This window comes from Streptomyces sp. CB02009, assembly GCF_001905825.1.
In the GTDB taxonomy this organism is placed as follows: domain Bacteria; phylum Actinomycetota; class Actinomycetes; order Streptomycetales; family Streptomycetaceae; genus Streptomyces.
This window is the reverse complement of record NZ_LIVV01000010.1, coordinates 309915-329595: the sequence shown is the minus strand read 5'-3', so window position 1 is coordinate 329595 and position 19681 is coordinate 309915. Positions and strand designations below refer to the sequence as shown.

Genomic DNA, 19681 nt, shown 5'->3' with positions numbered 1-19681 from the left:
AGGACGGCTCGCGGGCCGGACACGGGCGGCGTGGAGAGGGGCGCGGGTCGCGGGCGGGCGGGGTGGTCCGGGCGCGCTACGGAGCCGCGGACCCGGGCGCCGCGGGAGACGCCGGGGACGCGGCGGGCTCGGGCGCCGTGCGGGACTCCGCGGACGGGGCGGACCCCGGCGCCGGGATGCCCGTCACCTCCGCCACCTCGATGGCGTCGTCCGCGAGCTGTTCGAGGGCCGCCCAGATCTCCGTGGTGACCCGGACCGCCTCCCCCGCGTCCCCCGCCGCGCACGCCTCGATGAGCCGCGCGTGCAGTTCGGCCGAGCCGCAGCTCCCGGCGTCGCCGAAGAGGCGCCGCTCGACACGGCGGATCAGAGGGGTGTACCGGGCGATCGTGGCGGCGGCCGCGTGGTTGCCGCTGGCGACGACGAGGACCTGGTGCAGCTCGTCGTCGGCCTGGAGGGCGGCCTCGACGTCGGAGGCGCGGACGGCCGCGGCGAAGCGCTCGTTGGCCTCGCGCATGGCCCGGATGCCCTCGGGCCCCAGCAGGGGCACACCGGTCCTGGCGGCGAGTTCGTGCATCACCCGGACCACCGAGGCGGCGTCCCGGACGACCCGGCTGACCGGCCGGGTCACCCGGGTGTAGCTCTGCGGCTTGGACTCGACGAGCCCCTCGTCGCCGAGCCGGGCCAGCGCCTCGCGCACGGGTGCGCGCGAGAGCCCGAGCCGGTCGGCGAGGTCGGCGTCCTTGAGGGGGGCGCCGGGGGCGAGGTCTCCGCGCACGATGGCCTCGCGCAGCGCCTCGTAGGCCCGGTCTCGCAGCAGGGTCCGGCCCACGGGCCGTAATGCGTCCATGGACTGACATGTTAGATGTCAGTCCATGGAGCTGACCAGAGGTCAGAAGTGAAGGCCGGGTGCAGGTCAGCGGCGCGGCTGGCGGCGCCACGGTCCGGTGATCGCCACCATGATGCCCGGGTCCTGGATGTTCGCGAACAGGGTGTCACCGTCGGGCGAGAAGGTCACGCCGGTGAACTCGCTGCCGTTGAGGTCGTTGCGGGCGATCGGGTAGGTGCGGCCCGAGTCGGTGGCGCCGAAGAGGTGCTGGACGCCCTCGCCGTCCTCGGCGATGACGAGCCCGCCGTACGGGGAGACGGTGATGTTGTCGGGGCCGTCGAAGGCACCGTCCACGTCCGGGGCGGCGTTCACGCCGAGCAGCACCTTGAGGGTGAGCGTGCGGCGCTTGGGGTCGTAGAACCAGACCTGGCCGTCGTGCGCGGCACCCGGGCTCTCCTCGCGCGCGTAGGAGGAGACGACGTACGCGCCGCCGTCGGCCCACCACATGCCCTCCAGCTTGCGGGCGCGGGTGATCCGGCCGTCCGCGAACTGCTTGCGGACGGAGACGGTGCGGCCGTCGCGGTCCGGGACGTCGACCCAGTCCACGCCGTAGACGGTGCCGATCCGGCTCGCCCGGGAGAGGTCGTCCACGAAGCGGCCGGCGGAGTCGACACACTTGGCGGCCTGGAGCACACCGGCGTCGTCGGCGAGGGTACGGAGCTTGCCCCGGCCGTGCTCGAAGCCCTTCGGCGGCACCCAGCGGAAGAGCAGCCCGTTGGGATTGGAGGCGTCCTCGGTGAGGTACGCGTGGCCGCGCCGGGGGTCGATGACGACGGCCTCGTGGTCGTACCGGCCGAAGGCCTTGATGGGCTTCGGTGCGCGGTTGGCGCGGCGGTCGCGGGGGTCGACCTCGAAGATGTACCCGTGGTCCTTGGTCATGCCGTTGACGCCGGCGCGGTCCGAGTTCTCCTCGCCCGTCAGCCAGGTGCCCCAGGCGGTGCTGCCGCCCGCGCAGTTGGTGGAGGTGCCGGCGATGCCGACCCACTCGGCGACGGTGCCGTCCCGGTGCACCTCGACGACCGTGCAGCCGCCGGCCGCCGCCGGGTCGTAGACGAGGCCCTCGGTGAGCGGGACCGGGTGGGCCCACTTGTCGCGGGTGCCCTTGAGCTCGTGGTTGTTGACCAGGTACGTGGTGCCGCGCGGTCCGGCGAAGGCGGCGGTGCCGTCGTGGTTGGAGGGCGTGAACTCGCCGGACTCCAGCCGGGTCACACCGCTGTGGGTGATGACGCGGTACGAGAACCCGGCGGGCAGGGCGAGCATCCCCTCGGGGTCGGCGACGAGCTCTCCGTACCCGAGCCGGTGGCCGTGGCCGTTCCCCTGACCGTGGTCGTGGCCGTGACCGGCTCCGTACGCGTCCAGGTCGTCGGAGGCGAGGGCCTCGGGCGCGGTGGCGAGAGCGCCGACGACGCCGGTGAGGGCGAGGCCCGCACCGGCGGCGGCGGACTGCTTCGTGAACTCTCTGCGGTTGAGGGGCATGTGTGACGGTCTCCCTGTGCTGGCCCGGATGTCGCGGGCCACCCTCCCGTGCCGCCGCGAACACCGCCTGAACGCCACAGGAACACCGCCGGACGCACTGCCCGGCGGCCCCGGCCCGTTCTTCCGCCGGACGCACCGCCCTGCGACCCCGGCCCAGGCACCGCCGGACGCACCGCCCTGCGACCCCGGCCCGGGCCCCCGCCGGACGCACCGCCCTGCGACCCCGGCCCGTCCCTCCGCCGGACGCGCCGTCCGGCGGGGCCCCGCCGCTCCTCCGCCGCTACGCGCCCGAGCCCGCCCGCGACCGGGCCTTGAAGGCCGCCTTGCGGGCCTCCTTCGCCGCGCTCTTGTCGCGGTGCAGGCGTCCCATCGCCTCCAGGACCTCCGCGGTCGCCGGGTGGTCCACCCGCCAGGCCGCCTCGAAGAAGCCGCTGTGCCGTCCGGTGAGCCCCTCGATCAGCTCCTGGAGCTCCTGCAGGTCGCCGTCCGCGTCGAGCTGGGCCGCGATCGTGTCGATCGCCAGCCAGAAGATCATCGACTCCGGCGGCGCGGGCACGTCCGCCGCGCCCCGCTCGGCGAGCCAGACCCGGGCGAGACCGCCGAGTTCCGCGTCGTCCAGGACCTCCCGTACGGCGGGCTCCGCCTCGGCGCCCACCAGGGACAGCGTCTGCTGGCAGTGCAGGCGGCGCAGCGGCGAGCCGGCGTCCGAGCCGCGCGCGGCGTGCAGCAGCTCGCGGGCGGCGGTGAGCGCGTCGCGGCCGGTCAGCCAGGCGGCGGTCTCCTCGCGGGCGGCGGCCTCCGGGTAGCCGGAGATCCCGTCGAGCAGCACGTCGGCGCCCTTGTCGGCGAGGTCGCCGACGGCGGGGGCGTCCACGCCGGCCTCCAGCATCCGGGCCCGGATGCCGTAGAGGCCGAGCTCGGTGAGCCGGACCATGCCGTACCGCGTGACGTCCTCGTCGTCGATGGGCGGCGCGGGCTCCTCGCCCTCCTCGGCCATCAGCGCCTCGTCGACGGGCTGGTACTCGACGAGCCCGATCGGTTCGAGCAGCCGGAACTGCTCGTCGAGGCGCATCATCGCGTCCGAGACCTGCTCCAGGACGTCGTCGGTCGGTTCGCCCATGTCGTCGGGGACGACCATCGACGCGGCGAGCGCGGGCAGCGGCACCGGGCCCTCGCCGGGCCCGCCCTCGCTGACGGTGAGCAGGTAGAGGTTGCCGAGGACGCCCTCCAGGAACTCGGCCTCGATCTCCGGGTCCCAGTCGAGCGACTCGATGTCGATCTCGCCGTCCTCGCCGACGATCTCGTCCAGGTCATCGATGACGGGGGCGACGGCGTCGGCGAAGACCACGTCGAAGCCGTCCAGCCAGAGCGCGAGGACGTCCTGGGGCGAACCGCCCGTGACGACCGCGAGGTTGTCGCCGGCCGAGGCCCGCCCGGGCGCATCGCCGGCCTCGTCCTCCTCGCCGTCCTCGACGTTGACCAGGCCGGTGTCGACGGCGAGGCGCCAGGCGTCGCCCGCCGAGATCTCGGCGTCCTCGTCGTCGATGAGGCCCAGCACCTCGACGGCCTCGGGCAGTTGCTCGTCGACGAGTTCGCCGCCCGCGTCGACCCGGGTGTCGGGTCCGGCCCAGCGGGCGAGCCGTACCGCGTTCGCGAGGAGGGGGGCCGCCAGCGCGTCCCGGGCCAGCTCCGCGTCCGCACGCAGCCGAACGGGGGGAAGGGTGGGGTGCTCCGCTGACATCTGGGGGGTCTCCTCGACGCGTCCGTGGGTGAAGGGTGACTGGCGGGGTGAAGGGGTGCGGGGGCTCGGAGGCGGGCTCGGAGCGCGGCTCTCAGCGTAGACGCATCCGGGGGGCCGTCCGTCGGTTCATGTGTCCGTCAGCCTTCGTACACCCGTCGACTCTTGACAAGTTGGGCGCTGTGCAAAGAGATTGACGCGCGTAGATTCATCTGCCGTTCCTCCAAGCACCCTCGGAGTCCCCTGATGCCTTCCTCCATACCGAGATCTGCCGGCCGCACCGTCGCGCGCTCCGCGGCGGTCTCCGCCGTCGTCGCCGCCGCTCTCGCCGCGGGTCTGCTGGCCGGTTCGACGAACGCCGCCGCCGAGGACGCGGCCGGTGTCCGCATCCACGACATCCAGGGCACCACGCGCGTCTCGCCGCTCGTCGGCCAGCAGGTCTCGGGCGTGACGGGCATCGTCACCGGCGTCCGCACCTACGGCTCGCGGGGCTTCTGGATCCAGGACCCCGAGGGCGACGGCAACCCCGCCACCAGCGAGGGCCTCTTCGTCTTCACCAGCTCCGTCCCGACGGTCGCCGTCGGTGACGCGGTCAGCCTGAGCGGCACGGTCACCGAGTACGTCCCCGGCGGGCTGACCTCGGGCAACCAGTCGCTGACCCAGCTCTCGAAGCCGGTCGTCACCGTGGTCTCGCAGGGCAACCCCGTCCCCGCCCCGGTGACCATCTCGTCCTGGTCCGTCCCCGACGCGTACACCCCCGAGGGCGACCCGGCCGCCGCGGGCTCGATCAACGGCCTGACCCTGAAGCCCCGCACGTACGCCCTGGACTACTACGAGTCCCTGGAGGGCACCAACGTCCGGATCGGCTCCTCGCGCGTGGTCGGCGCCACCGACCCGTACTCCGAGCTGTGGGTCACGGTGAAGCCCTGGGAGAACCGAAACCGGCGCGGCGGCACGGTCTACGGCTCGTACGAGTCGCAGAACACCGGCCGGCTCCAGATCCAGTCGCTGACCCCGGTCGCCCAGCAGCCCTTCCCCAAGGCGAACGTCGGCGACCGGCTGACCGGCACCACCGAGGGCCCGCTCGACTTCAACCAGTTCGGCGGCTACACCCTCACCGCCCGCACCCTCGGCACGGTCGTCGACCGGGGCCTGGAGCGCGAGTCCACGGACAAGCAGCAGCGGAACGAGCTGGCCGTGGCGACGTACAACGTCGAGAACCTCGACCCGACCGACCCGCAGGAGAAGTTCGACGCGCTCGCGAAGGCGGTCGTCGCGAACCTCGCCTCGCCCGACATCCTCGCCCTGGAGGAGATCCAGGACAACAACGGCGCCAAGAACGACGGCACGGTCGCCGCCGACCAGACGGTGAAGAAGTTCACGGACGCGATCGTGGCGGCCGGCGGCCCGGCGTACGAGTGGCGCTCGGTCGACCCGGAGAACAACAAGGACGGGGGCGAGCCCGGCGGCAATATCCGTCAGGTCTTCCTCTTCAACCCCGAGCGGGTCTCCTTCACCGACCGCGCGGCCACCGACCCGAGCTCCGCCACCGGCGTGACGGGACGCAAGGGCCACGCGGCCCTGACGGTCTCCCCCGGCCGGATCGACCCGTCGAACACCGCCTGGGAGAGCAGCCGCAAGCCGCTCGCGGGCGAGTTCGTCTTCCGCGGCCGCACGGTCTTCGTGATCGCCAACCACTTCGGCTCGAAGGGCGGCGACGAGTCCATCGTCTCGCACCACCAGCCGCCGGCCCGCTCCTCCGAGGCCAAGCGACTGCTCCAGGCGCAGTCCGTCAACGGCTTCGTGAAGCAGCTCCTCGCGGTCGAGAAGCAGGCCGACGTCCTCGTCGTCGGCGACATCAACGACTTCGAGTTCTCCGGGACGACGAAGGCGCTGACCGACGGCGGCGCGCTGTACCCGGCCGTGAAGTCGCTGCCCCGCAGCGAGCGCTACTCGTACGTCTACCAGGGCAACAGCCAGGTGCTCGACCAGATCCTGACGAGCCCCGGCGTGCGCCACTTCGACTACGACAGCGTCCACATCAACGCGGAGTTCGCCGACCAGGACAGCGACCACGACCCCCAGGTCGTGCGCTTCCGCCCGTAGTTCACCCCGGGGCGGCCCGGCGCGGCGACGAGCCGCTCCGGGCCGTCCGGCCGTGTCACACGCCCGCGCTCAGGCTGAGCGCGGGCGTGTACCGCTTCACCCGGCTGCCCACGAGCCCCGGATGGCGGTGCACCCGTGTCCAGGCCTCGCTCAGTCGGGCGTCGTCCGCCAGCCACTCCACGTGCGCCTGCTCGCTCTCCCACTCGGCGTAGTTCAGGACCCGGCCGCCGTCGGTGGACAGATGGAAGTGGACGCCGGACCCGCCGGACCCCGGCCGCAGCGCCGCGTCCTCGTCCATGGCGGCGAACACGGTGTCCACCCAGTCCTCCCGGCTTCCCGTCTCCGGCCCGCCGAAGTCGGCCTCGACGGCCACGACGGTCCCGGGCAGCTCCCCCGTGCCCGGCCTGTCGCGGACGGCGGAGCGGTGGATCGGCCCGTAGCGGCGGAGCTCCACCCGCTCGACGCCGGGCACGGCGGCGTCGATCTCGGCGTTCCGGTCGTCGCGGTAGGTGCGGACGAAGTCCTCGTAGTCCTGTTCGGCGGTCCACTGCGAGTAGTGCAGCAGCGTGTCGCCGTCGGTCCCGATGGAGACGCTGTACGAGAGCAGCCCGAGGTCCGGCCATGCGCGGTTCTCCCACGCCGTGCGGATGGCGTCGACGGCCGCGCGCTGGCGCTCGGGGGTGCCGACCCGCCAGGTGCTGACGAGGACGGCGCCGACTCCGGGGCGGTGGAGGTCGGGGCGGGCGTCGGGGTGGGCGACGGCGTTCATGGGGTCTCCTGTTCCTCGGGGGTTCCTCGGATGGCTCCACCGTGGTCCCTCAACCTTGGTTGAGGTCAACCCCCGCTCCCGTGCGAGACTTCGCGCCATGATCCTCAGCGACCTGGCCCTGCGCCCCGCGACCCGCGCCGAACTTCCCGCCGTCCTCGCGCTCCTCGCCGACGAGGACACGGTCGTCGACCCGCGCTCGGTCACCGTCACCGAGGCCCACGAGCGGGCCTTCGCGGACATCGGGGCCGATCCGCGCAACGAGATGCTGGTCCTGACGGACGGTGCGCTGGTCCTCGGCTGCCTCCAGGTCACGTACATCCCGGGGCTCGGCAAGGGGGGCGCCGAGCGCGCCCTGGTCGAGGCCGTCCGGATCCGGGCCGACCGGCGCGGCGGCGGCCTCGGCCGCGAGCTGATGGAGCGGGCCGCGGCACGCGCCCGGGACCGCGGCTGCGCGCTGGTCCAGCTGACCAGCGGCAAGCGGCGGACGGACGCCCACCGCTTCTACGCCTCCCTGGGGTACGCGCGCAGCCACGAGGGCTTCAAGCTCCCGCTCTGACCCGGCGGCCCGACGGGGGGCCCGGCAGCCCGGCGGCAGGTGTGGCAGCCCGGCGGCAGGCCTCGCGGGCCACCCTCAGCCGAGCAGATGGCCCCCCGCCGTCAGCCCAGCAGGTGCCCGCCGCCGTCCACGAGCAGCACCTCGCCGGTGATGTACGCGGAGTGGGCCAGGTCGTGGACGGCCCCGGCGATGTCCTCGGCCCGGCCGACCCGGCGCAGCGGGACGACGTCGGCCACATGCGCCTTGGCCGCGTCGGCACCGTCGACCCCGTCGAACCAGGGGGTGTCGATGAGGCCGGGCGCGACCGCGTTGACCCGGACGTCGGGGCCGAGGGTCTTGGCGAGGAGCTTCGTCATGTGGTTGACGGCCGCCTTGGAGACCGCGTACGGGATGGAGCTGCCGCCCGGCCGGACGCCGGCCTGGGAGGAGACGTTGACGATGGCGCCGCGGGTCTTCCGCAGGTGCGGGACGGCGGCGGTGACGGTCTGCCAGACGCCGATGACGTTGACGTCGTAGAGGTGGCGCCAGACCTCGGGCGAGGCGGCTTCGAGGTCGTCGTGCGGGATGAACCGGGTGGTGCCCGCGCAGTTGACGAGGAGGTCGAGCCGGCCGAGGGTCTCCACGGCCCGCTCGACGAGGGCCTTCGCCTGGGTCTCGTCGGAGACGTCCGCCTGGAGGTAGACGGCGCCGGGCAGTTCGGCGGCGAGGCGTTCGCCCGCCTCGACGGAGCGGGCGGAGTTGACCACGACCCGGTATCCGGCCTCGGCGAGGCGGCGGGCGACGGCGGCGCCGATGCCCGAGGACGATCCGGTGACGAGGGCGACGCGGTCGCCGTCGGTGCTGTGTGCGCTCATGCTGTGCTGTCTCCATGTCCCCCTGTCGCGCCCGTCGATCATGCCAGAGCCCGCACGCTTTAGTGATCGTGATGTTTCCGTCGAAGAAGATCTAAGTGGACCTTCACCGTGCAAACCGCTCAGACTTCGGGGATGAGCACTTCCCCTTCCCGCCCGGCCCGTCCCTTCGGCCGCGCGCTCTGCGCGATGATCACCCCGTTCACGGCGGACGGCGGGCTCGACCTCGACGAGGCGGGCAAGCTGGCCGCCCGGCTCGTCGGCGAGGGCTGCGACGGTCTGGTCCTGAACGGCACCTCCGGTGAGTCGCCGACCACCACCGACGCCGAGAAGACCGCGCTCGTCCGCGCCGTCCGGGACGCCGTGGGCCCCGGCCCTTCGGTCGTCGCGGGCGTCGGCACCGCCGACACCCGGCACACGGCCGAACTGGCCCGCCGGGCCGAGGAGGCGGGCGCGGACGGCCTGCTCGTCGTCACCCCGTACTACAGCCGTCCTCCGCAGTCGGCGGTCGAGGCGCACTTCCTGAAGGTCGCGGACGCGACCGGCCTCCCGGTGATGGTCTACGACATCCCCGGCCGCACCGGCACCCGCGTGGAGACCGCGACGCTGCGGCGGCTCGCCGAGCACCCGCGGATCGTGGCCGTCAAGGACTGCGCGTACGACCTGCTGGGCTCGGCCCGGGTGATCGCGGAGACCCCGCTCGCGTACTACTCGGGCTGCGAGGAGCTGAACCTGCCGCTGTACGCGGTCGGCGGCGCCGGCTACGTCAGCACGGTGGCGAACGTGGTGCCCCGTCAGCTGCGCGCGGTCCTCGACGCCTTCGACGCGGGCGACACGGTGGAGGCGGCCCGGCTCAACGCCCGGCTGCTGCCGCTCGCCGAACGGATGATGGCCGCGGGCCTGCCCGGCACCGTGACGGTCAAGGCACTGCTGGGCGGCCCGGTGCGCGAACCGCTGCAGCCCGCCGACCGGGAGTCGGTCGACGGGCTGCGCGGGCTGTACGAGGCGCTGCTTCAGGCGGAGTCGGTGGTGTAGGTCCTGCCGAGGACGGCGGCGTGCTCCAGCACGTCCTCCAGCGGGTCGTCGATCTGACCCGTGTGGAGCGAGAGGCTGGGCCCGTTGGTGACGGTGGGCCCGTTGTGGGTGTGCGTCTCGTCCGCCGCGGCCGTCCCGGCCGGCAGCAGGACCGCCACCGTCGTGAGCACTCCTGCGACCATGGGCTTCGCCCTCATGTCGACTCCTCGCCTCGTCTGCGTGCAGTGACTCTGCGTTGTGTTAACGCAGAGTCACCGGATCAGTTGTGGCTGTGGAGGATGTCGTTCAGCCCGCCCCAGACCGCGTTGTTCGGGCGGGCCTCGACGGCGCCGGTGACCGAGTTGCGGCGGAACAGGATGTTCGAGGCGCCGGAGAGGTCGCGGGCCTTCACGATCTCGCCGTCGGGCATCGTGACCCGGGTGCCGGCGGTGACGTACAGGCCGGCCTCGACGACGCACTCGTCACCGAGCGCGATGCCGACGCCCGCCTCGGCGCCGATCAGGCAGCGCTCGCCGATCGAGATGACGACGTTGCCGCCGCCCGACAGGGTGCCCATGGTGGAGGCGCCGCCGCCGATGTCGGAGCCGTTGCCGACGACGACACCGGCGGAGATCCGGCCCTCGACCATCGAGGTGCCGAGGGTGCCGGCGTTGAAGTTGACGAAGCCCTCGTGCATGACGGTGGTGCCGGCCGCGAGGTGGGCGCCGAGCCGCACCCGGTCGGCGTCGGCGATCCGGACCCCGGCGGGCGCGACGTAGTCCGTCATCCGCGGGAACTTGTCGATGCTGGTGACGGCGAGGTGCAGGCCCTCGGCGCGCGCGTTGAGGCGGACCTTCTCGATGTCGTCGACGGCGACCGGACCGAGCGAGGTCCAGGCGACGTTGGCGAGGAGGCCGAACACGCCGTCCAGGCTCTGGCCGTGCGGCTTGACCAGGCGGTGGCTGAGCAGGTGCAGACGCAGGTAGGCGTCGTGGGCGTCGAGCGGCTTCTCGTCGAGCGAGGAGATGACGGTACGGACGGCGACCACCTCGACGCCGCGGCGGGCGTCCACGCCGAGGGCCTTGGCGGCGCCTTCGCCGAGGGCGTTCACGGCCTCGTCGGGGGTGAGCCGCTCGGTGCCGGCCGGGCCGGCGGCCTCGGTCAGCTCGGGGGCGGGGAACCAGGTGTCGAGAACGGTGCCGTCGCCGGCGATGGTGGCGAGGCCGGCGGCGACGGCGCCGGTGGTGCGAGGAGCAGTGGTCATGACGGAAAACCTAACCGGCGGGGCCCCGCGCGGGCCAACCGGTCTCAGGTGTCGGTCGAGCGGATGGGCGGTTCCGACGAGCCCGGGAGGGCCCGTCTCGGTGCTTCCTTCAGGGCGGGTACGGGACGTTGTCCGGCCCGGTGCTCCCTTCAGGGCGGGTACGGGGCGCGTGGCCCGTCACCCCGGTCTCGCTCCCGCTCCCGCTCACGCCGGTCGCAGCACCCGGGTCAGCATCACGCGCGCGTACTCCTCGTCGTAGGGCTCGCCGGTGAGCAGGGACTGGAGGCAGATGCCGTCGACGAGGGCGACCAGGGCGCGTGCGGTGACCCGGTCGGTGCGGCGGGAGAGGGCGGACACCACGGTCTCGGCCCACTCGGCGGCCACGGGGCGGAGCGCGGGGCGGCGCAGGGCGGCGAGGTAGAGCTCGTACTCCAGCTCCACCTGGGCGCGTTCGCCGCCGATCCACTCCCCCATGAGGCGGGCGAGCGCGGTGGCGGTGTCGGTGTCCGGCGCGCTGAGGAGGGGGTGCTCGCGGAGCAGCCGCTCGAAGTCCTCGTTGGCCTTGCGGAGGGCGGCGACGAGGAGTTCGTCGAGGGAGGCGAAGTGGTACGTGGTCGAGCCGAGCGGCACGTCCGCCTCTGCGGCCACGGTGCGGTGGCTCAGCCCGGCGATCCCGGAGCGTCCGGCGACCCGGAGGGCCGCGTCGACGATCCGGTCCCGCCGTTCGGGGTCGTGGCGGCGCGCGCGGGCCATCAGTGGGCACCGCCGAGGTTGAGGACGACGACCCCGGCGATGATGAGCGCGATCCCCGCGATCTTGGCGAGGCTGAGGGTCTCGCCGAGGAAGAGGATGCCGATGGCGGCGACGGCGGCGGTGCCGACGCCGGCCCAGATGGCGTACGCGGTGCCGACCTGGAGCGTCTTGAGCGCCTGCGCGAGGAGCGCGAAGGCGACCACGTATCCGATGCCGGTGATGAGCGAGGGCCAGAGCTTGCTGAAGCCCTCGCTGTACTTCATGAAGGTGGTGGCGAGAATCTCGGCCGCGATGGCGCCCGCGAGCAGTCCGTAACCCATGCGTACAAGCGTACACAACGATGCGTACGGGCGTACACATAACTGCCCGATACGGTGTCCCGCATGACGACTCCCCCAGGGCCGCCGCCCTACGGTCCCCCAGGGCCGCCGCCGCCCTACGGCTACGGCTATCCGCCGCCGCCCCCGCCGCCGAAGCCCGGCGTGATACCCCTGGCGCCGCTCTCCTTCAGCACGATCCTGACCGGCGCCTTCACCACCTTCGGCCGCTACTGGAAGCAGCTCCTCGGGGTGGGGGCGGCCGCCTACCTCGGCGCCCTGCTGGTCGTCGGAGCGGCGATCGGCATCGCGTTCCTGGCCGTCGGCGACGGCTTCCCCGCCGTGTTCGACCTGCCCGCGGGGCAGGAGCCGCGCTGGGACGACGTCCGCCCGCTGATCATCGCCTTCGGCTGCGTCTGGCTGGTCGCCATGGCCGTGTTCGTCGGCGCGAGCGCCCTGGTGGCGGCGGCCTGCCCGGCCGTGGTCCAGGAGGCGGTGCTCGGCCGGCCCACCTCCTTCGGTGCCCTCTGGCGCCGGTCCTGGGCCCGGGTGCCCGCCGTGCTCGGCACCGTGTTCCTGACCACCGCGGCGCTGCTGGTCCCGATGATCCTCTTCTTCGGCGCCTTCGCCGCGATGGTGGCCGCGCTCGTCGCCGACCTCGGGGACCTGGACAGCGGCGCGACGGCCTCCGACGTCTCGTTCACGATCCCCCTGCTGATGCTCCTCGCCGCCGTGGTGGTCCTGCCGCTCGGCCTGTGGATCTGGGTGAGGTTCAGCCTGGCCCCGGCCGCCGCCGTGATGGAGGGCCAGGGCCCGGTCGCCTCGATGCGCCGCTCCGCGCACCTGGTCCGCGGCGACTGGTGGCGGGTGTTCGGCTGCCTGTTCGCCGCCGGGATCATGGCCTCCGTCGTCGGGATGCTGATCCAGCAGCTCCTGTCCGCGCTGGCGTCGGCCCCGCTGTCGTTCAGCGACTTCTCCGGCGAGGACTCGGCCGCCGTGGTGGGCTCCATGGTCGTCATCCTCACCGTGCTGATCATCGGCCAGCTGGTCAGCCAGGCGGTCGTCTCCGTCTTCCCGCCGCTGGTCACCGCGCTGCTCTACGTCGACCTGCGCATCCGCAAGGAGAACCTGGCCCCGGAGCTGGCCCGCGCCGCGGGGCTCGGCTAGCCGAGCCGCCGGCCGGCCCGCATCCGGCCCCTGACATGCGAGACGGCCGTGCCCCGAAGGGCACGGCCGTCTCGTACGCGGTGGTGTCTCAGACGTTGAAGCCGAGCGCGCGCAGCTGCTCGCGGCCGTCGTCCGTGATCTTGTCCGGTCCCCACGGGGGCATCCAGACCCAGTTGATCTTCAGTTCACTGACGATGCCGTCCGTCGCGGACTTCGCCTGGTCCTCGATCACATCGGTCAGCGGGCAGGCCGCCGACGTCAGCGTCATGTCCAGCGTCGCGATGTTCGCGTCGTCGATGTGGATGCCGTAGATCAGGCCCAGGTTGACGACGTCGATGCCCAGCTCGGGGTCGACGACGTCGTACAGCGCCTCGCGGACTTCTTCCTCGGAGGCCGGCTTCATCGTGGCCTCGGCGTTCTCGGTCATGCCGACTTCCTCTCCGCCGCGTCGCCCAGGGCCTGGGCGGTCGCGTCCTTCCACGCCATCCAGCTGAGCAGCGCGCACTTCACACGGGCCGGGTACTTGGAGACACCGGCGAACGCGACCGCGTCCTCCAGGATCTCCTCCATCGCGTCGTCGGGCTCGATCTGGCCCTTGGACTGCATCAGCTCCAGGAAGGTGCCCTGGATCTTCTGCGCGTCCGCCAGCTCCTTGCCGACGAGCAGCTCGTTGAGGACGGACGCCGAGGCCTGGCTGATGGAGCAGCCCTGCCCCTCGTACGACACGTCCTCGATCCGCGAGCCGTCGTACTTCACGCGGAGCGTGATCTCGTCGCCGCACGTCGGGTTGACGTGGTGCACCTCGGCGTCGCCGTCCCGAAGACCGCGCCCGTGCGGGTGCTTGTAGTGGTCCAGGATGACGTCCTGGTACATCGAATCCAGCTTCACGAGCCGTCCCCTAGCCGAAGAAGTTCCGTACGTGCTCCAGACCGGCGACCAGGGCATCGACCTCGGCCGGGGTGGAGTACAGATAGAACGACGCCCGCGTGGTCGCAGGAATTCCGTACCGCAGGCAGACCGGCCGCGCGCAGTGGTGGCCGACCCGGACCGCGATGCCCTCTTCGTCGAGGACCTGGCCCACGTCGTGCGGGTGGATGTCGCCGAGCGTGAAGGAGATCGCCGCGCCGCGGTCCTCGGCCGTGGTGGGGCCGATGATCCGCAGGTCCGGAACCTCCTGGAGGCGCCGGACGGCGTACTCGGTGATCGCGTGCTCGTGGCGCGCGATGTTCTCCATGCCGATCGCCGAGAGGTAGTCCACGGCCGCGCCGAGGCCGACGGCCTGGGCGATCGGGGGCGTACCCGCCTCGAACTTGTGCGGGGCCGGCGCGTACGTCGAGGAGTGCATCGAGACGGTCTCGATCATCTCGCCGCCGCCCAGGAAGGGCGGCAGGTCCTCGAGCAGCTCCTGGCGGCCCCAGAGGACGCCGATGCCCGTCGGGCCGCACATCTTGTGGCCGGTGAAGGCCACGAAGTCGGCCTGGAGCGCCTGCACGTCCAGGACCATGTGCGGGGCCGCCTGGGAGGCGTCGATGCAGACGAGCGCACCGACCTCCTGGGCGCGACGGATGATCGTCTCGACCGGGTTGACCGTGCCCAGCAGGTTCGAGACCAGCGTGAACGAGACGATCTTGGTCTTCTCGGTGATGACCTCTTCGATGTTCGAGAGGTCGAGACGGCCGTCGTCGGTCAGGCCGAACCACTTCAGCTTCGCGCCCGTGCGCTGCGAGAGCAGCTGCCACGGCACGATGTTGGAGTGGTGCTCCATCTCCGTGATGGCGATCTCGGTCTCGTGGTCCACGCGGTAGGGCTCGTCGGCCCAGCCCAGCATGTTGGCCACCAGGTTGAGCGACTCCGAGGCGTTCTTGGTGAAGATCACCTCGTCGCGGCTCGGGGCGTTGATGAAGGCCGCGACCTTGTCACGGGCGCCTTCGTACAGCGCCGTCGCCTCCTCGGCGACCGTGTAGACGCCGCGGTGGACGTTGGCGTTGTGGCGCTCGTAGTACGTGTTGAGCGCGTCGAGGACCTGCCGCGGCTTCTGCGAGGTCGCAGCGGAGTCGAGGTACACGATCTTCTTGCCGTCGTGGACCACGCGATCCAGGAGCGGGAAGTCCTTGCGGATCGCCTCGGTGTCGAGGAGGCCGGAGAGCCCCTGATGGGCAGATGTCACGCGGATGCGCCACCCTTCGTGCTGTAGGCCTCGTAGCCCTCGTTCTCGAGCTTGTCGGCGAGCTCGGCGCCGCCGGACTCGACGATGCGGCCGCCGGAGAAGACGTGCACGAAGTCGGGCTTGATGTAGCGGAGGATCCGCGTGTAGTGCGTGATCAGCAGGGTGCCGACCTCGCCGGTCTCGCGGACGCGGTTGACGCCCTCGGAGACCTGGCGCAGCGCGTCGACGTCCAGGCCGGAGTCGGTCTCGTCGAGGATCGCGATCTTCGGCTTGAGGAGCTCCAGCTGGAGGATCTCGTGGCGCTTCTTCTCACCGCCGGAGAAGCCCTCGTTGACGTTGCGCTCGGCGAAGGCCGGGTCCATCTGGAGCTGCTCCATCGCGGACTTGACCTCCTTCACCCAGGTGCGCAGCTTGGGGGCCTCGCCGCGGATCGCGGTGGCGGAGGTGCGCAGGAAGTTGGAGACCGAGACACCGGGGACCTCGACCGGGTACTGCATGGCCAGGAAGACGCCGGCGCGGGCGCGCTCGTCGACCGACATCTCCAGGACGTCCTCGCCGTCGAGGGTGACGGTGCCGCCGGTGATCGTGTACTTCGGGTGGCCGGCGAGCGAGTACGCCAGGGTCGACTTGCCGGAGCCGTTGGGGCCCATGACGGCGTGGGTCTCGCCCTGCTTGATGGTCAGGTCGACACCCTTGAGGATCTCGCGGGGGCCGTTCTCGGCCTCGACGGAGACGTGCAGGTTGCGGATTTCAAGCGTTGCCATGGGTGACTCAGGACTCCTGGGTGACGGAGACGAGCACATCGTCCCCTTCGATCTTTACGGGGTATACGGGGACGGGACGCGTCGCGGGAAGGCCGGAGGGCTTGCCGGTACGGAGGTCGAAGCTGGAGCCGTGCAGCCAGCACTCGATGGCACAGTCCTCGACCTCGCCCTCCGAGAGGGAGACGTTCGCGTGCGAGCAGATGTCGTTGATCGCGAACACCTCGCCCTCGGTGTGCACGACCGACACCGGCGTGCCGTCGACCTCGACCCGCTTCGGGGTGTCGGCCTCCAGCTCGCTCAGCGCGCAGACTCGGACGAAGGCCATCAGACGGAGGCCTCCAGCTCGGCCTCGATCTTGGCGATGAGGCGCTCCTCGACGTCCGGCAGACCGATCTGCTGGACGAGCTCCGCGAAGAAGCCGCGGACGACGAGGCGACGGGCCTCGGCCTGCGGGATGCCGCGGGACATCAGGTAGAAGAGCTGCTCGTCGTCGAAACGGCCGGTGGCCGAGGCGTGACCGGCGCCGGCGATCTCGCCGGTCTCGATCTCCAGGTTCGGTACGGAGTCGACCCGGGCGCCGTCCGTGAGGACCAGGTTCCGGTTCAGCTCGTACGTGTCCGTGCCCTCGGCCGCGGCCTGGATGAGGACGTCGCCGATCCAGACGGCGTGCGCGTCCTGGCCCTGCAGCGCGCCCTTGTAGGCCACGTTGGACTTGCAGTGCGGGGTGTTGTGGTCGACCAGGAGGCGGTGCTCCTGGTGCTGGCCGGCGTCGGTGAAGTACAGGCCGAACAGCTCGGCCTCGCCGCCGGGCGCCGCGTACGCCACCCGCGGGTGGATGCGGACGACGTCGCCGCCGAAGGTGACGACGACGGACTTGAAGGAGGCGTCGCGGCCGACCAGGGCGTTGTGCTGGGCGACGTGGACGGCCTTCTCGTCCCAGTCCTGGACGGAGACGACGGTCAGCTTGGCGCCGTCGCCCAGGACGTAGTCGACGTTGGCGGCGAGCACCGCGTCGCCGGAGTGGTCGAGGACCACGACGGCCTCGGCGAAGGCGCCGAGCTCGATGACCTGGTGGCCGAAGGCGACGCCGCCCTCACCGTGCACGGTGATGCGGATCGGCTCGGTGAGCACGGCCTCCTTGGCGACGGTGACGACCGAGGCCTTCTCGAAGGAGGAGTACGCCTGCGCGGCGACGCGGTCGACGGGCGTGCCGGCCTTGCCGAGCCGCTCGTCCTCGCGGCCGACGGTCTCCACCGTGACGCCCTCGGGGGCCTCGATCTCGACCTTGACGCCCTCGCCGGACGCGACGGCGGTGCCGTCGTGCAGGCCGCGGAGGCGCTCGAGCGGGGTGAACCGCCACTCCTCCTCGCGGCCGTGCGGGACGGGGAAGTCCGCGACGTCGAAGGACGGGGGCGCGCTCATGCGCGTGGCGACGGTGGACTCGGCGGCCACCGCGATCGAGCCCGCGGTGGTGGAGCCCGCGGGGATGTTCTGAGCCTCAGCCATGGCTGTTGGGGTGCTCTCTTCCTGCGTACGTGAAAATCGGTTGCTGCGTGTGCCGGTGGGGGCGGGGTGGGGCGTCAGCCCACCGAGCCCTCCATCTGCAGCTCGATCAGCCGGTTGAGCTCCAGGGCGTACTCCATCGGGAGTTCCTTGGCGATGGGCTCGACGAAGCCGCGGACGATCATCGCCATGGCCTCGAACTCGGTGAGGCCGCGGCTCATCAGGTAGAAGAGCTGGTCCTCGGAGACCTTGGAGACGGTGGCCTCGTGGCCCATGGAGACGTCGTCCTCGCGCACGTCCACGTAGGGGTACGTGTCGGAGCGGGAGATCGTGTCGACGAGCAGCGCGTCGCACAGCACGTTCGACTTGGCGCCCGGGGCACCCTCGCCGATCTCGATGAGACCGCGGTAGGAGGTGCGGCCGCCGCCTCGCGCCACCGACTTGGAGACGATGTTGGAGGAGGTGTTCGGGGCCATGTGGACCATCTTGGCGCCGGCGTCCTGGTGCTGGCCCTCGCCCGCGAAGGCGATGGACAGGGTCTCGCCCTTGGCGTGCTCGCCCATCAGGTAGACGGCCGGGTACTTCATGGTGACCTTGGAGCCGATGTTGCCGTCGACCCACTCCATGGTGGCGCCCTCGTAGGCGACGGCGCGCTTGGTCACCAGGTTGTAGACGTTGTTCGACCAGTTCTGGATGGTCGTGTAGCGGCAGCGGCCGCCCTTCTTCACGATGATCTCGACGACGGCGCTGTGCAGCGAGTCCGAGGAGTAGATCGGAGCGGTGCAGCCCTCGACGTAGTGGACGTAGGCGTCCTCGTCGACGATGATCAGCGTCCGCTCGAACTGGCCCATGTTCTCCGTGTTGATACGGAAGTAGGCCTGGAGCGGGATCTCGACGTGCACGCCCTTCGGCACGTAGATGAACGATCCGCCGGACCAGACGGCGGTGTTCAGGGAGGCGAACTTGTTGTCGCCGACCGGGATGACGGTGCCGAAGTACTCGCGGAAGAGCTCCTCGTGCTCCTTCAGCGCCGTGTCGGTGTCGACGAAGATGACGCCCTGCTCCTCCAGGTCCTCGCGGATCTGGTGGTAGACGACCTCGGACTCGTACTGGGCGGCGACACCGGCGACGAGGCGCTGCTTCTCCGCCTCGGGGATGCCGAGCTTGTCGTACGTGTTCTTGATGTCCTCCGGCAGGTCCTCCCAGGACTCGGCCTGCTTCTCGGTGGACCGCACGAAGTACTTGATGTTGTCGAAGTCGATGCCGGAGAGGTCGGAGCCCCAGGTCGGCATGGGCTTCTTGCCGAAGAGCCGCAGACCCTTGAGACGCAGCTTCAGCATCCACTCGGGCTCGTTCTTCTTCGAGGAGATGTCGCGGACGACGTCCTCGTTCAGACCGCGCTTGGCGGTGGCACCGGCGGTGTCGGAGTCGGCCCAGCCGTACTCGTACCGACCCAGGCCCTCGAGCTCGGGGTGGCTGATCTCGGTGGTCATGCGGGGTTCCTCCCGGCCGTGCTTGCGGATGCTGATTCAGTGGTCTGTGGAGTGCTGTGCGGGATGAACGTGGTGCAGACGCCGTCACCATGCGCGATGGTGGCCAGACGCTGGACGTGCGTTCCCAGGAGGCGGGAGAAGAACTCCGTCTCCGCCTCGCACAGCTGTGGGTACTGCTCGGCGACGTGGGCGACCGGGCAGTGGTGCTGGCAGAGCTGCTCGCCGACCGGCGCGTTCCGCGCAGTGGCAGCGTACCCGTCGGCGGTCAGGGCCTTGGCAAGCGCCTCGGCCCGCCGCTCGGGTTCGACGGCCTCGACGGCTTCGCGGTAGGCGTCCGCCTGGGCCTCGATCCGGTCGCGGGCGAAGGCGGCCACGGCCGCTTCCCCGCCGGCGTTGCGCTCGATCCACTGGAGCGCCTCGACCGCGAGCGAGTCGTACGACTGGTCGAAGGCGTCCCGGCCGCAGTCGGTGAGCGCGAAGACCTTCGCGGGGCGGCCGCGGGCGCGGGCCCCGTAGACGCGCTGCTCGCGTGCCTCCACGACGTTGTCGGCGACGAGCGAGTCGAGATGGCGGCGGACGGCGGCCTGGGTGAGGCGGAGTCGTCCGGCGAGATCGGCGACGGTCGACGGCCCGTGGTCCAGGATCGATCGCGCGACCCGGTTGCGCGTCGAACGCTCACGGGTCGCGAGTTCCTCCACAGGAGCCGCGCCATCGTTTTTCACAACGCCATTGTTGCGTAATTAATCTCGGACTGACAAGCCGCGCCGGACGGGACGACGGTGCGGTGCGTCACTCAGGTAAGGCTTACCTGACCTGCGGAAACGATCATTCGTAGGACGAATGACACCCCCTGTGCG

The 19681-nt window shown here is 71.6% G+C and carries 21 protein-coding genes; 4 read left to right on the top strand and 17 right to left on the bottom strand.

Annotated features, from left to right (window positions below):
- Positions 1 to 76 precede the first annotated feature (76 nt).
- The 3 genes from AMK27_RS34180 to AMK27_RS34170 form a co-directional block, all read right to left on the bottom strand.
- Positions 77 to 847: a GntR family transcriptional regulator gene (locus AMK27_RS34180; RefSeq protein WP_241847686.1), complete on the bottom strand. Its 771-nt coding sequence runs from the start codon at positions 845 to 847 to the stop codon at positions 77 to 79.
- A gap of 66 nt (positions 848 to 913) precedes the next feature.
- Complete coding sequence (locus tag AMK27_RS34175; protein WP_073917206.1) at positions 914 to 2362, bottom strand: alkaline phosphatase PhoX; 1449 nt, start codon at positions 2360 to 2362, stop codon at positions 914 to 916.
- Positions 2363 to 2642: 280 nt separating this feature from the next.
- On the bottom strand, positions 2643 to 4103 hold the full coding sequence (locus AMK27_RS34170) for a hypothetical protein (RefSeq protein WP_073917204.1): 1461 nt from the start codon (positions 4101 to 4103) through the stop codon (positions 2643 to 2645).
- 243 nt (positions 4104 to 4346) lie between these two features.
- On the opposite strand from AMK27_RS34170, the gene AMK27_RS34165 reads away from it, so the two are divergent.
- Positions 4347 to 6206: an endonuclease/exonuclease/phosphatase family protein gene (locus AMK27_RS34165; RefSeq protein ID WP_073917202.1), complete on the top strand. Its 1860-nt coding sequence runs from the start codon at positions 4347 to 4349 to the stop codon at positions 6204 to 6206.
- A 55-nt stretch (positions 6207 to 6261) separates the two neighbouring features.
- Here AMK27_RS34165 and AMK27_RS34160 read toward each other — a convergent pair whose 3' ends face one another.
- A complete protein-coding gene (locus AMK27_RS34160) occupies positions 6262 to 6975 on the bottom strand; it encodes an antibiotic biosynthesis monooxygenase (RefSeq protein WP_073917201.1) in 714 nt (237 codons plus the stop codon).
- 97 nt (positions 6976 to 7072) lie between these two features.
- Here AMK27_RS34160 and AMK27_RS34155 point away from each other — a divergent pair, with 97 nt between their 5' ends.
- Positions 7073 to 7531, top strand: a complete 459-nt coding sequence (locus AMK27_RS34155; protein WP_073917199.1) for a GNAT family N-acetyltransferase — start codon at positions 7073 to 7075, stop codon at positions 7529 to 7531.
- 101 nt (positions 7532 to 7632) lie between these two features.
- On the opposite strand, the gene AMK27_RS34150 is transcribed toward AMK27_RS34155, so the two are convergent.
- Positions 7633 to 8385 carry an SDR family NAD(P)-dependent oxidoreductase gene (locus AMK27_RS34150; RefSeq protein ID WP_073917197.1) on the bottom strand — a complete coding sequence of 251 codons (753 nt, stop codon included), beginning with the start codon at positions 8383 to 8385 and terminating at the stop codon, positions 7633 to 7635.
- A 132-nt stretch (positions 8386 to 8517) separates the two neighbouring features.
- Between AMK27_RS34150 and dapA the strand changes: the two genes are divergently transcribed.
- On the top strand, positions 8518 to 9417 hold the full coding sequence (gene dapA / locus AMK27_RS34145; RefSeq protein ID WP_073917195.1) for a 4-hydroxy-tetrahydrodipicolinate synthase: 900 nt from the start codon (positions 8518 to 8520) through the stop codon (positions 9415 to 9417).
- Here the strand turns inward: dapA and AMK27_RS34140 are convergent.
- The 4 genes from AMK27_RS34140 to AMK27_RS34125 form a co-directional block, all read right to left on the bottom strand.
- Positions 9396 to 9614, bottom strand: a complete 219-nt coding sequence (locus AMK27_RS34140; RefSeq protein WP_073917193.1) for a hypothetical protein — start codon at positions 9612 to 9614, stop codon at positions 9396 to 9398. The two genes, dapA and AMK27_RS34140, sit on opposite strands and share 22 nt — an antisense overlap.
- A 62-nt stretch (positions 9615 to 9676) precedes the next feature.
- On the bottom strand, positions 9677 to 10660 hold the full coding sequence (gene dapD, locus AMK27_RS34135; protein WP_073917191.1) for a 2,3,4,5-tetrahydropyridine-2,6-dicarboxylate N-succinyltransferase: 984 nt from the start codon (positions 10658 to 10660) through the stop codon (positions 9677 to 9679).
- 204 nt (positions 10661 to 10864) lie between these two features.
- Positions 10865 to 11413: a TetR/AcrR family transcriptional regulator gene (locus AMK27_RS34130; protein ID WP_073917189.1), complete on the bottom strand. Its 549-nt coding sequence runs from the start codon at positions 11411 to 11413 to the stop codon at positions 10865 to 10867.
- Positions 11413 to 11733, bottom strand: coding sequence for a DMT family transporter (locus AMK27_RS34125; protein WP_073917186.1), 321 nt, complete (start codon positions 11731 to 11733; stop codon positions 11413 to 11415). Before AMK27_RS34125 ends, AMK27_RS34130 begins: the two co-directional genes overlap by 1 nt.
- 63 nt (positions 11734 to 11796) lie before the next feature.
- On the opposite strand from AMK27_RS34125, the gene AMK27_RS34120 reads away from it, so the two are divergent.
- A complete protein-coding gene (locus AMK27_RS34120; protein ID WP_079188673.1) occupies positions 11797 to 12897 on the top strand; it encodes an oxidoreductase in 1101 nt (366 codons plus the stop codon).
- An 88-nt stretch (positions 12898 to 12985) separates the two neighbouring features.
- On the opposite strand, the gene AMK27_RS34115 is transcribed toward AMK27_RS34120, so the two are convergent.
- The 8 genes from AMK27_RS34115 to AMK27_RS34080 form a co-directional block, all read right to left on the bottom strand.
- Positions 12986 to 13324: a metal-sulfur cluster assembly factor gene (locus AMK27_RS34115; RefSeq protein WP_073917183.1), complete on the bottom strand. Its 339-nt coding sequence runs from the start codon at positions 13322 to 13324 to the stop codon at positions 12986 to 12988.
- On the bottom strand, positions 13321 to 13785 hold the full coding sequence (gene sufU, locus AMK27_RS34110) for a Fe-S cluster assembly sulfur transfer protein SufU (RefSeq protein ID WP_030322530.1): 465 nt from the start codon (positions 13783 to 13785) through the stop codon (positions 13321 to 13323). Before sufU ends, AMK27_RS34115 begins: the two co-directional genes overlap by 4 nt.
- 10 nt (positions 13786 to 13795) lie before the next feature.
- Positions 13796 to 15064 (bottom strand): cysteine desulfurase, encoded by a 1269-nt coding sequence (locus tag AMK27_RS34105; protein ID WP_030322528.1) that lies wholly within the window; start codon positions 15062 to 15064, stop codon positions 13796 to 13798.
- Positions 15061 to 15828, bottom strand: coding sequence for a Fe-S cluster assembly ATPase SufC (gene sufC / locus AMK27_RS34100; RefSeq protein ID WP_073917181.1), 768 nt, complete (start codon positions 15826 to 15828; stop codon positions 15061 to 15063). The genes AMK27_RS34105 and sufC overlap by 4 nt, the downstream gene beginning before the upstream one ends.
- A gap of 7 nt (positions 15829 to 15835) precedes the next feature.
- A complete protein-coding gene (locus AMK27_RS34095; protein ID WP_030322524.1) occupies positions 15836 to 16153 on the bottom strand; it encodes a bifunctional 3-phenylpropionate/cinnamic acid dioxygenase ferredoxin subunit in 318 nt (105 codons plus the stop codon).
- Positions 16153 to 17334, bottom strand: coding sequence for a Fe-S cluster assembly protein SufD (sufD, locus tag AMK27_RS34090; RefSeq protein ID WP_073917179.1), 1182 nt, complete (start codon positions 17332 to 17334; stop codon positions 16153 to 16155). Before sufD ends, AMK27_RS34095 begins: the two co-directional genes overlap by 1 nt.
- A 74-nt stretch (positions 17335 to 17408) precedes the next feature.
- The gene (sufB, locus tag AMK27_RS34085; protein WP_073917177.1) at positions 17409 to 18824 is read right to left on the bottom strand and encodes a Fe-S cluster assembly protein SufB; all 1416 of its coding nucleotides are present in this window, start codon (positions 18822 to 18824) and stop codon (positions 17409 to 17411) included.
- The gene (locus tag AMK27_RS34080) at positions 18821 to 19546 is read right to left on the bottom strand and encodes a helix-turn-helix transcriptional regulator (protein ID WP_073917175.1); all 726 of its coding nucleotides are present in this window, start codon (positions 19544 to 19546) and stop codon (positions 18821 to 18823) included. Before AMK27_RS34080 ends, sufB begins: the two co-directional genes overlap by 4 nt.
- Positions 19547 to 19681 lie beyond the last annotated feature (135 nt).

Coding starts and splice junctions, on each gene's coding strand:
- AMK27_RS34130 (WP_073917189.1), bottom strand. CDS start 11,413: ATGGCCCGCGCGCGCCGCCACGACCCCGAACGGCGGGACCGGATCGTC.
- AMK27_RS34140 (WP_073917193.1), bottom strand. CDS start 9,614: ATGAGGGCGAAGCCCATGGTCGCAGGAGTGCTCACGACGGTGGCGGTC.
- AMK27_RS34125 (WP_073917186.1), bottom strand. CDS start 11,733: ATGGGTTACGGACTGCTCGCGGGCGCCATCGCGGCCGAGATTCTCGCC.
- AMK27_RS34150 (WP_073917197.1), bottom strand. CDS start 8,385: ATGAGCGCACACAGCACCGACGGCGACCGCGTCGCCCTCGTCACCGGA.
- AMK27_RS34095 (WP_030322524.1), bottom strand. CDS start 16,153: ATGGCCTTCGTCCGAGTCTGCGCGCTGAGCGAGCTGGAGGCCGACACC.
- sufB (WP_073917177.1), bottom strand. CDS start 18,824: ATGACCACCGAGATCAGCCACCCCGAGCTCGAGGGCCTGGGTCGGTAC.
- AMK27_RS34115 (WP_073917183.1), bottom strand. CDS start 13,324: ATGACCGAGAACGCCGAGGCCACGATGAAGCCGGCCTCCGAGGAAGAA.
- AMK27_RS34160 (WP_073917201.1), bottom strand. CDS start 6,975: ATGAACGCCGTCGCCCACCCCGACGCCCGCCCCGACCTCCACCGCCCC.
- sufC (WP_073917181.1), bottom strand. CDS start 15,828: ATGGCAACGCTTGAAATCCGCAACCTGCACGTCTCCGTCGAGGCCGAG.
- AMK27_RS34170 (WP_073917204.1), bottom strand. CDS start 4,103: ATGTCAGCGGAGCACCCCACCCTTCCCCCCGTTCGGCTGCGTGCGGAC.
- sufD (WP_073917179.1), bottom strand. CDS start 17,334: ATGGCTGAGGCTCAGAACATCCCCGCGGGCTCCACCACCGCGGGCTCG.
- AMK27_RS34180 (WP_241847686.1), bottom strand. CDS start 847: ATGGACGCATTACGGCCCGTGGGCCGGACCCTGCTGCGAGACCGGGCC.
- dapD (WP_073917191.1), bottom strand. CDS start 10,660: ATGACCACTGCTCCTCGCACCACCGGCGCCGTCGCCGCCGGCCTCGCC.
- AMK27_RS34155 (WP_073917199.1), top strand. CDS start 7,073: ATGATCCTCAGCGACCTGGCCCTGCGCCCCGCGACCCGCGCCGAACTT.
- AMK27_RS34175 (WP_073917206.1), bottom strand. CDS start 2,362: ATGCCCCTCAACCGCAGAGAGTTCACGAAGCAGTCCGCCGCCGCCGGT.
- AMK27_RS34165 (WP_073917202.1), top strand. CDS start 4,347: ATGCCTTCCTCCATACCGAGATCTGCCGGCCGCACCGTCGCGCGCTCC.
- dapA (WP_073917195.1), top strand. CDS start 8,518: ATGAGCACTTCCCCTTCCCGCCCGGCCCGTCCCTTCGGCCGCGCGCTC.
- AMK27_RS34120 (WP_079188673.1), top strand. CDS start 11,797: ATGACGACTCCCCCAGGGCCGCCGCCCTACGGTCCCCCAGGGCCGCCG.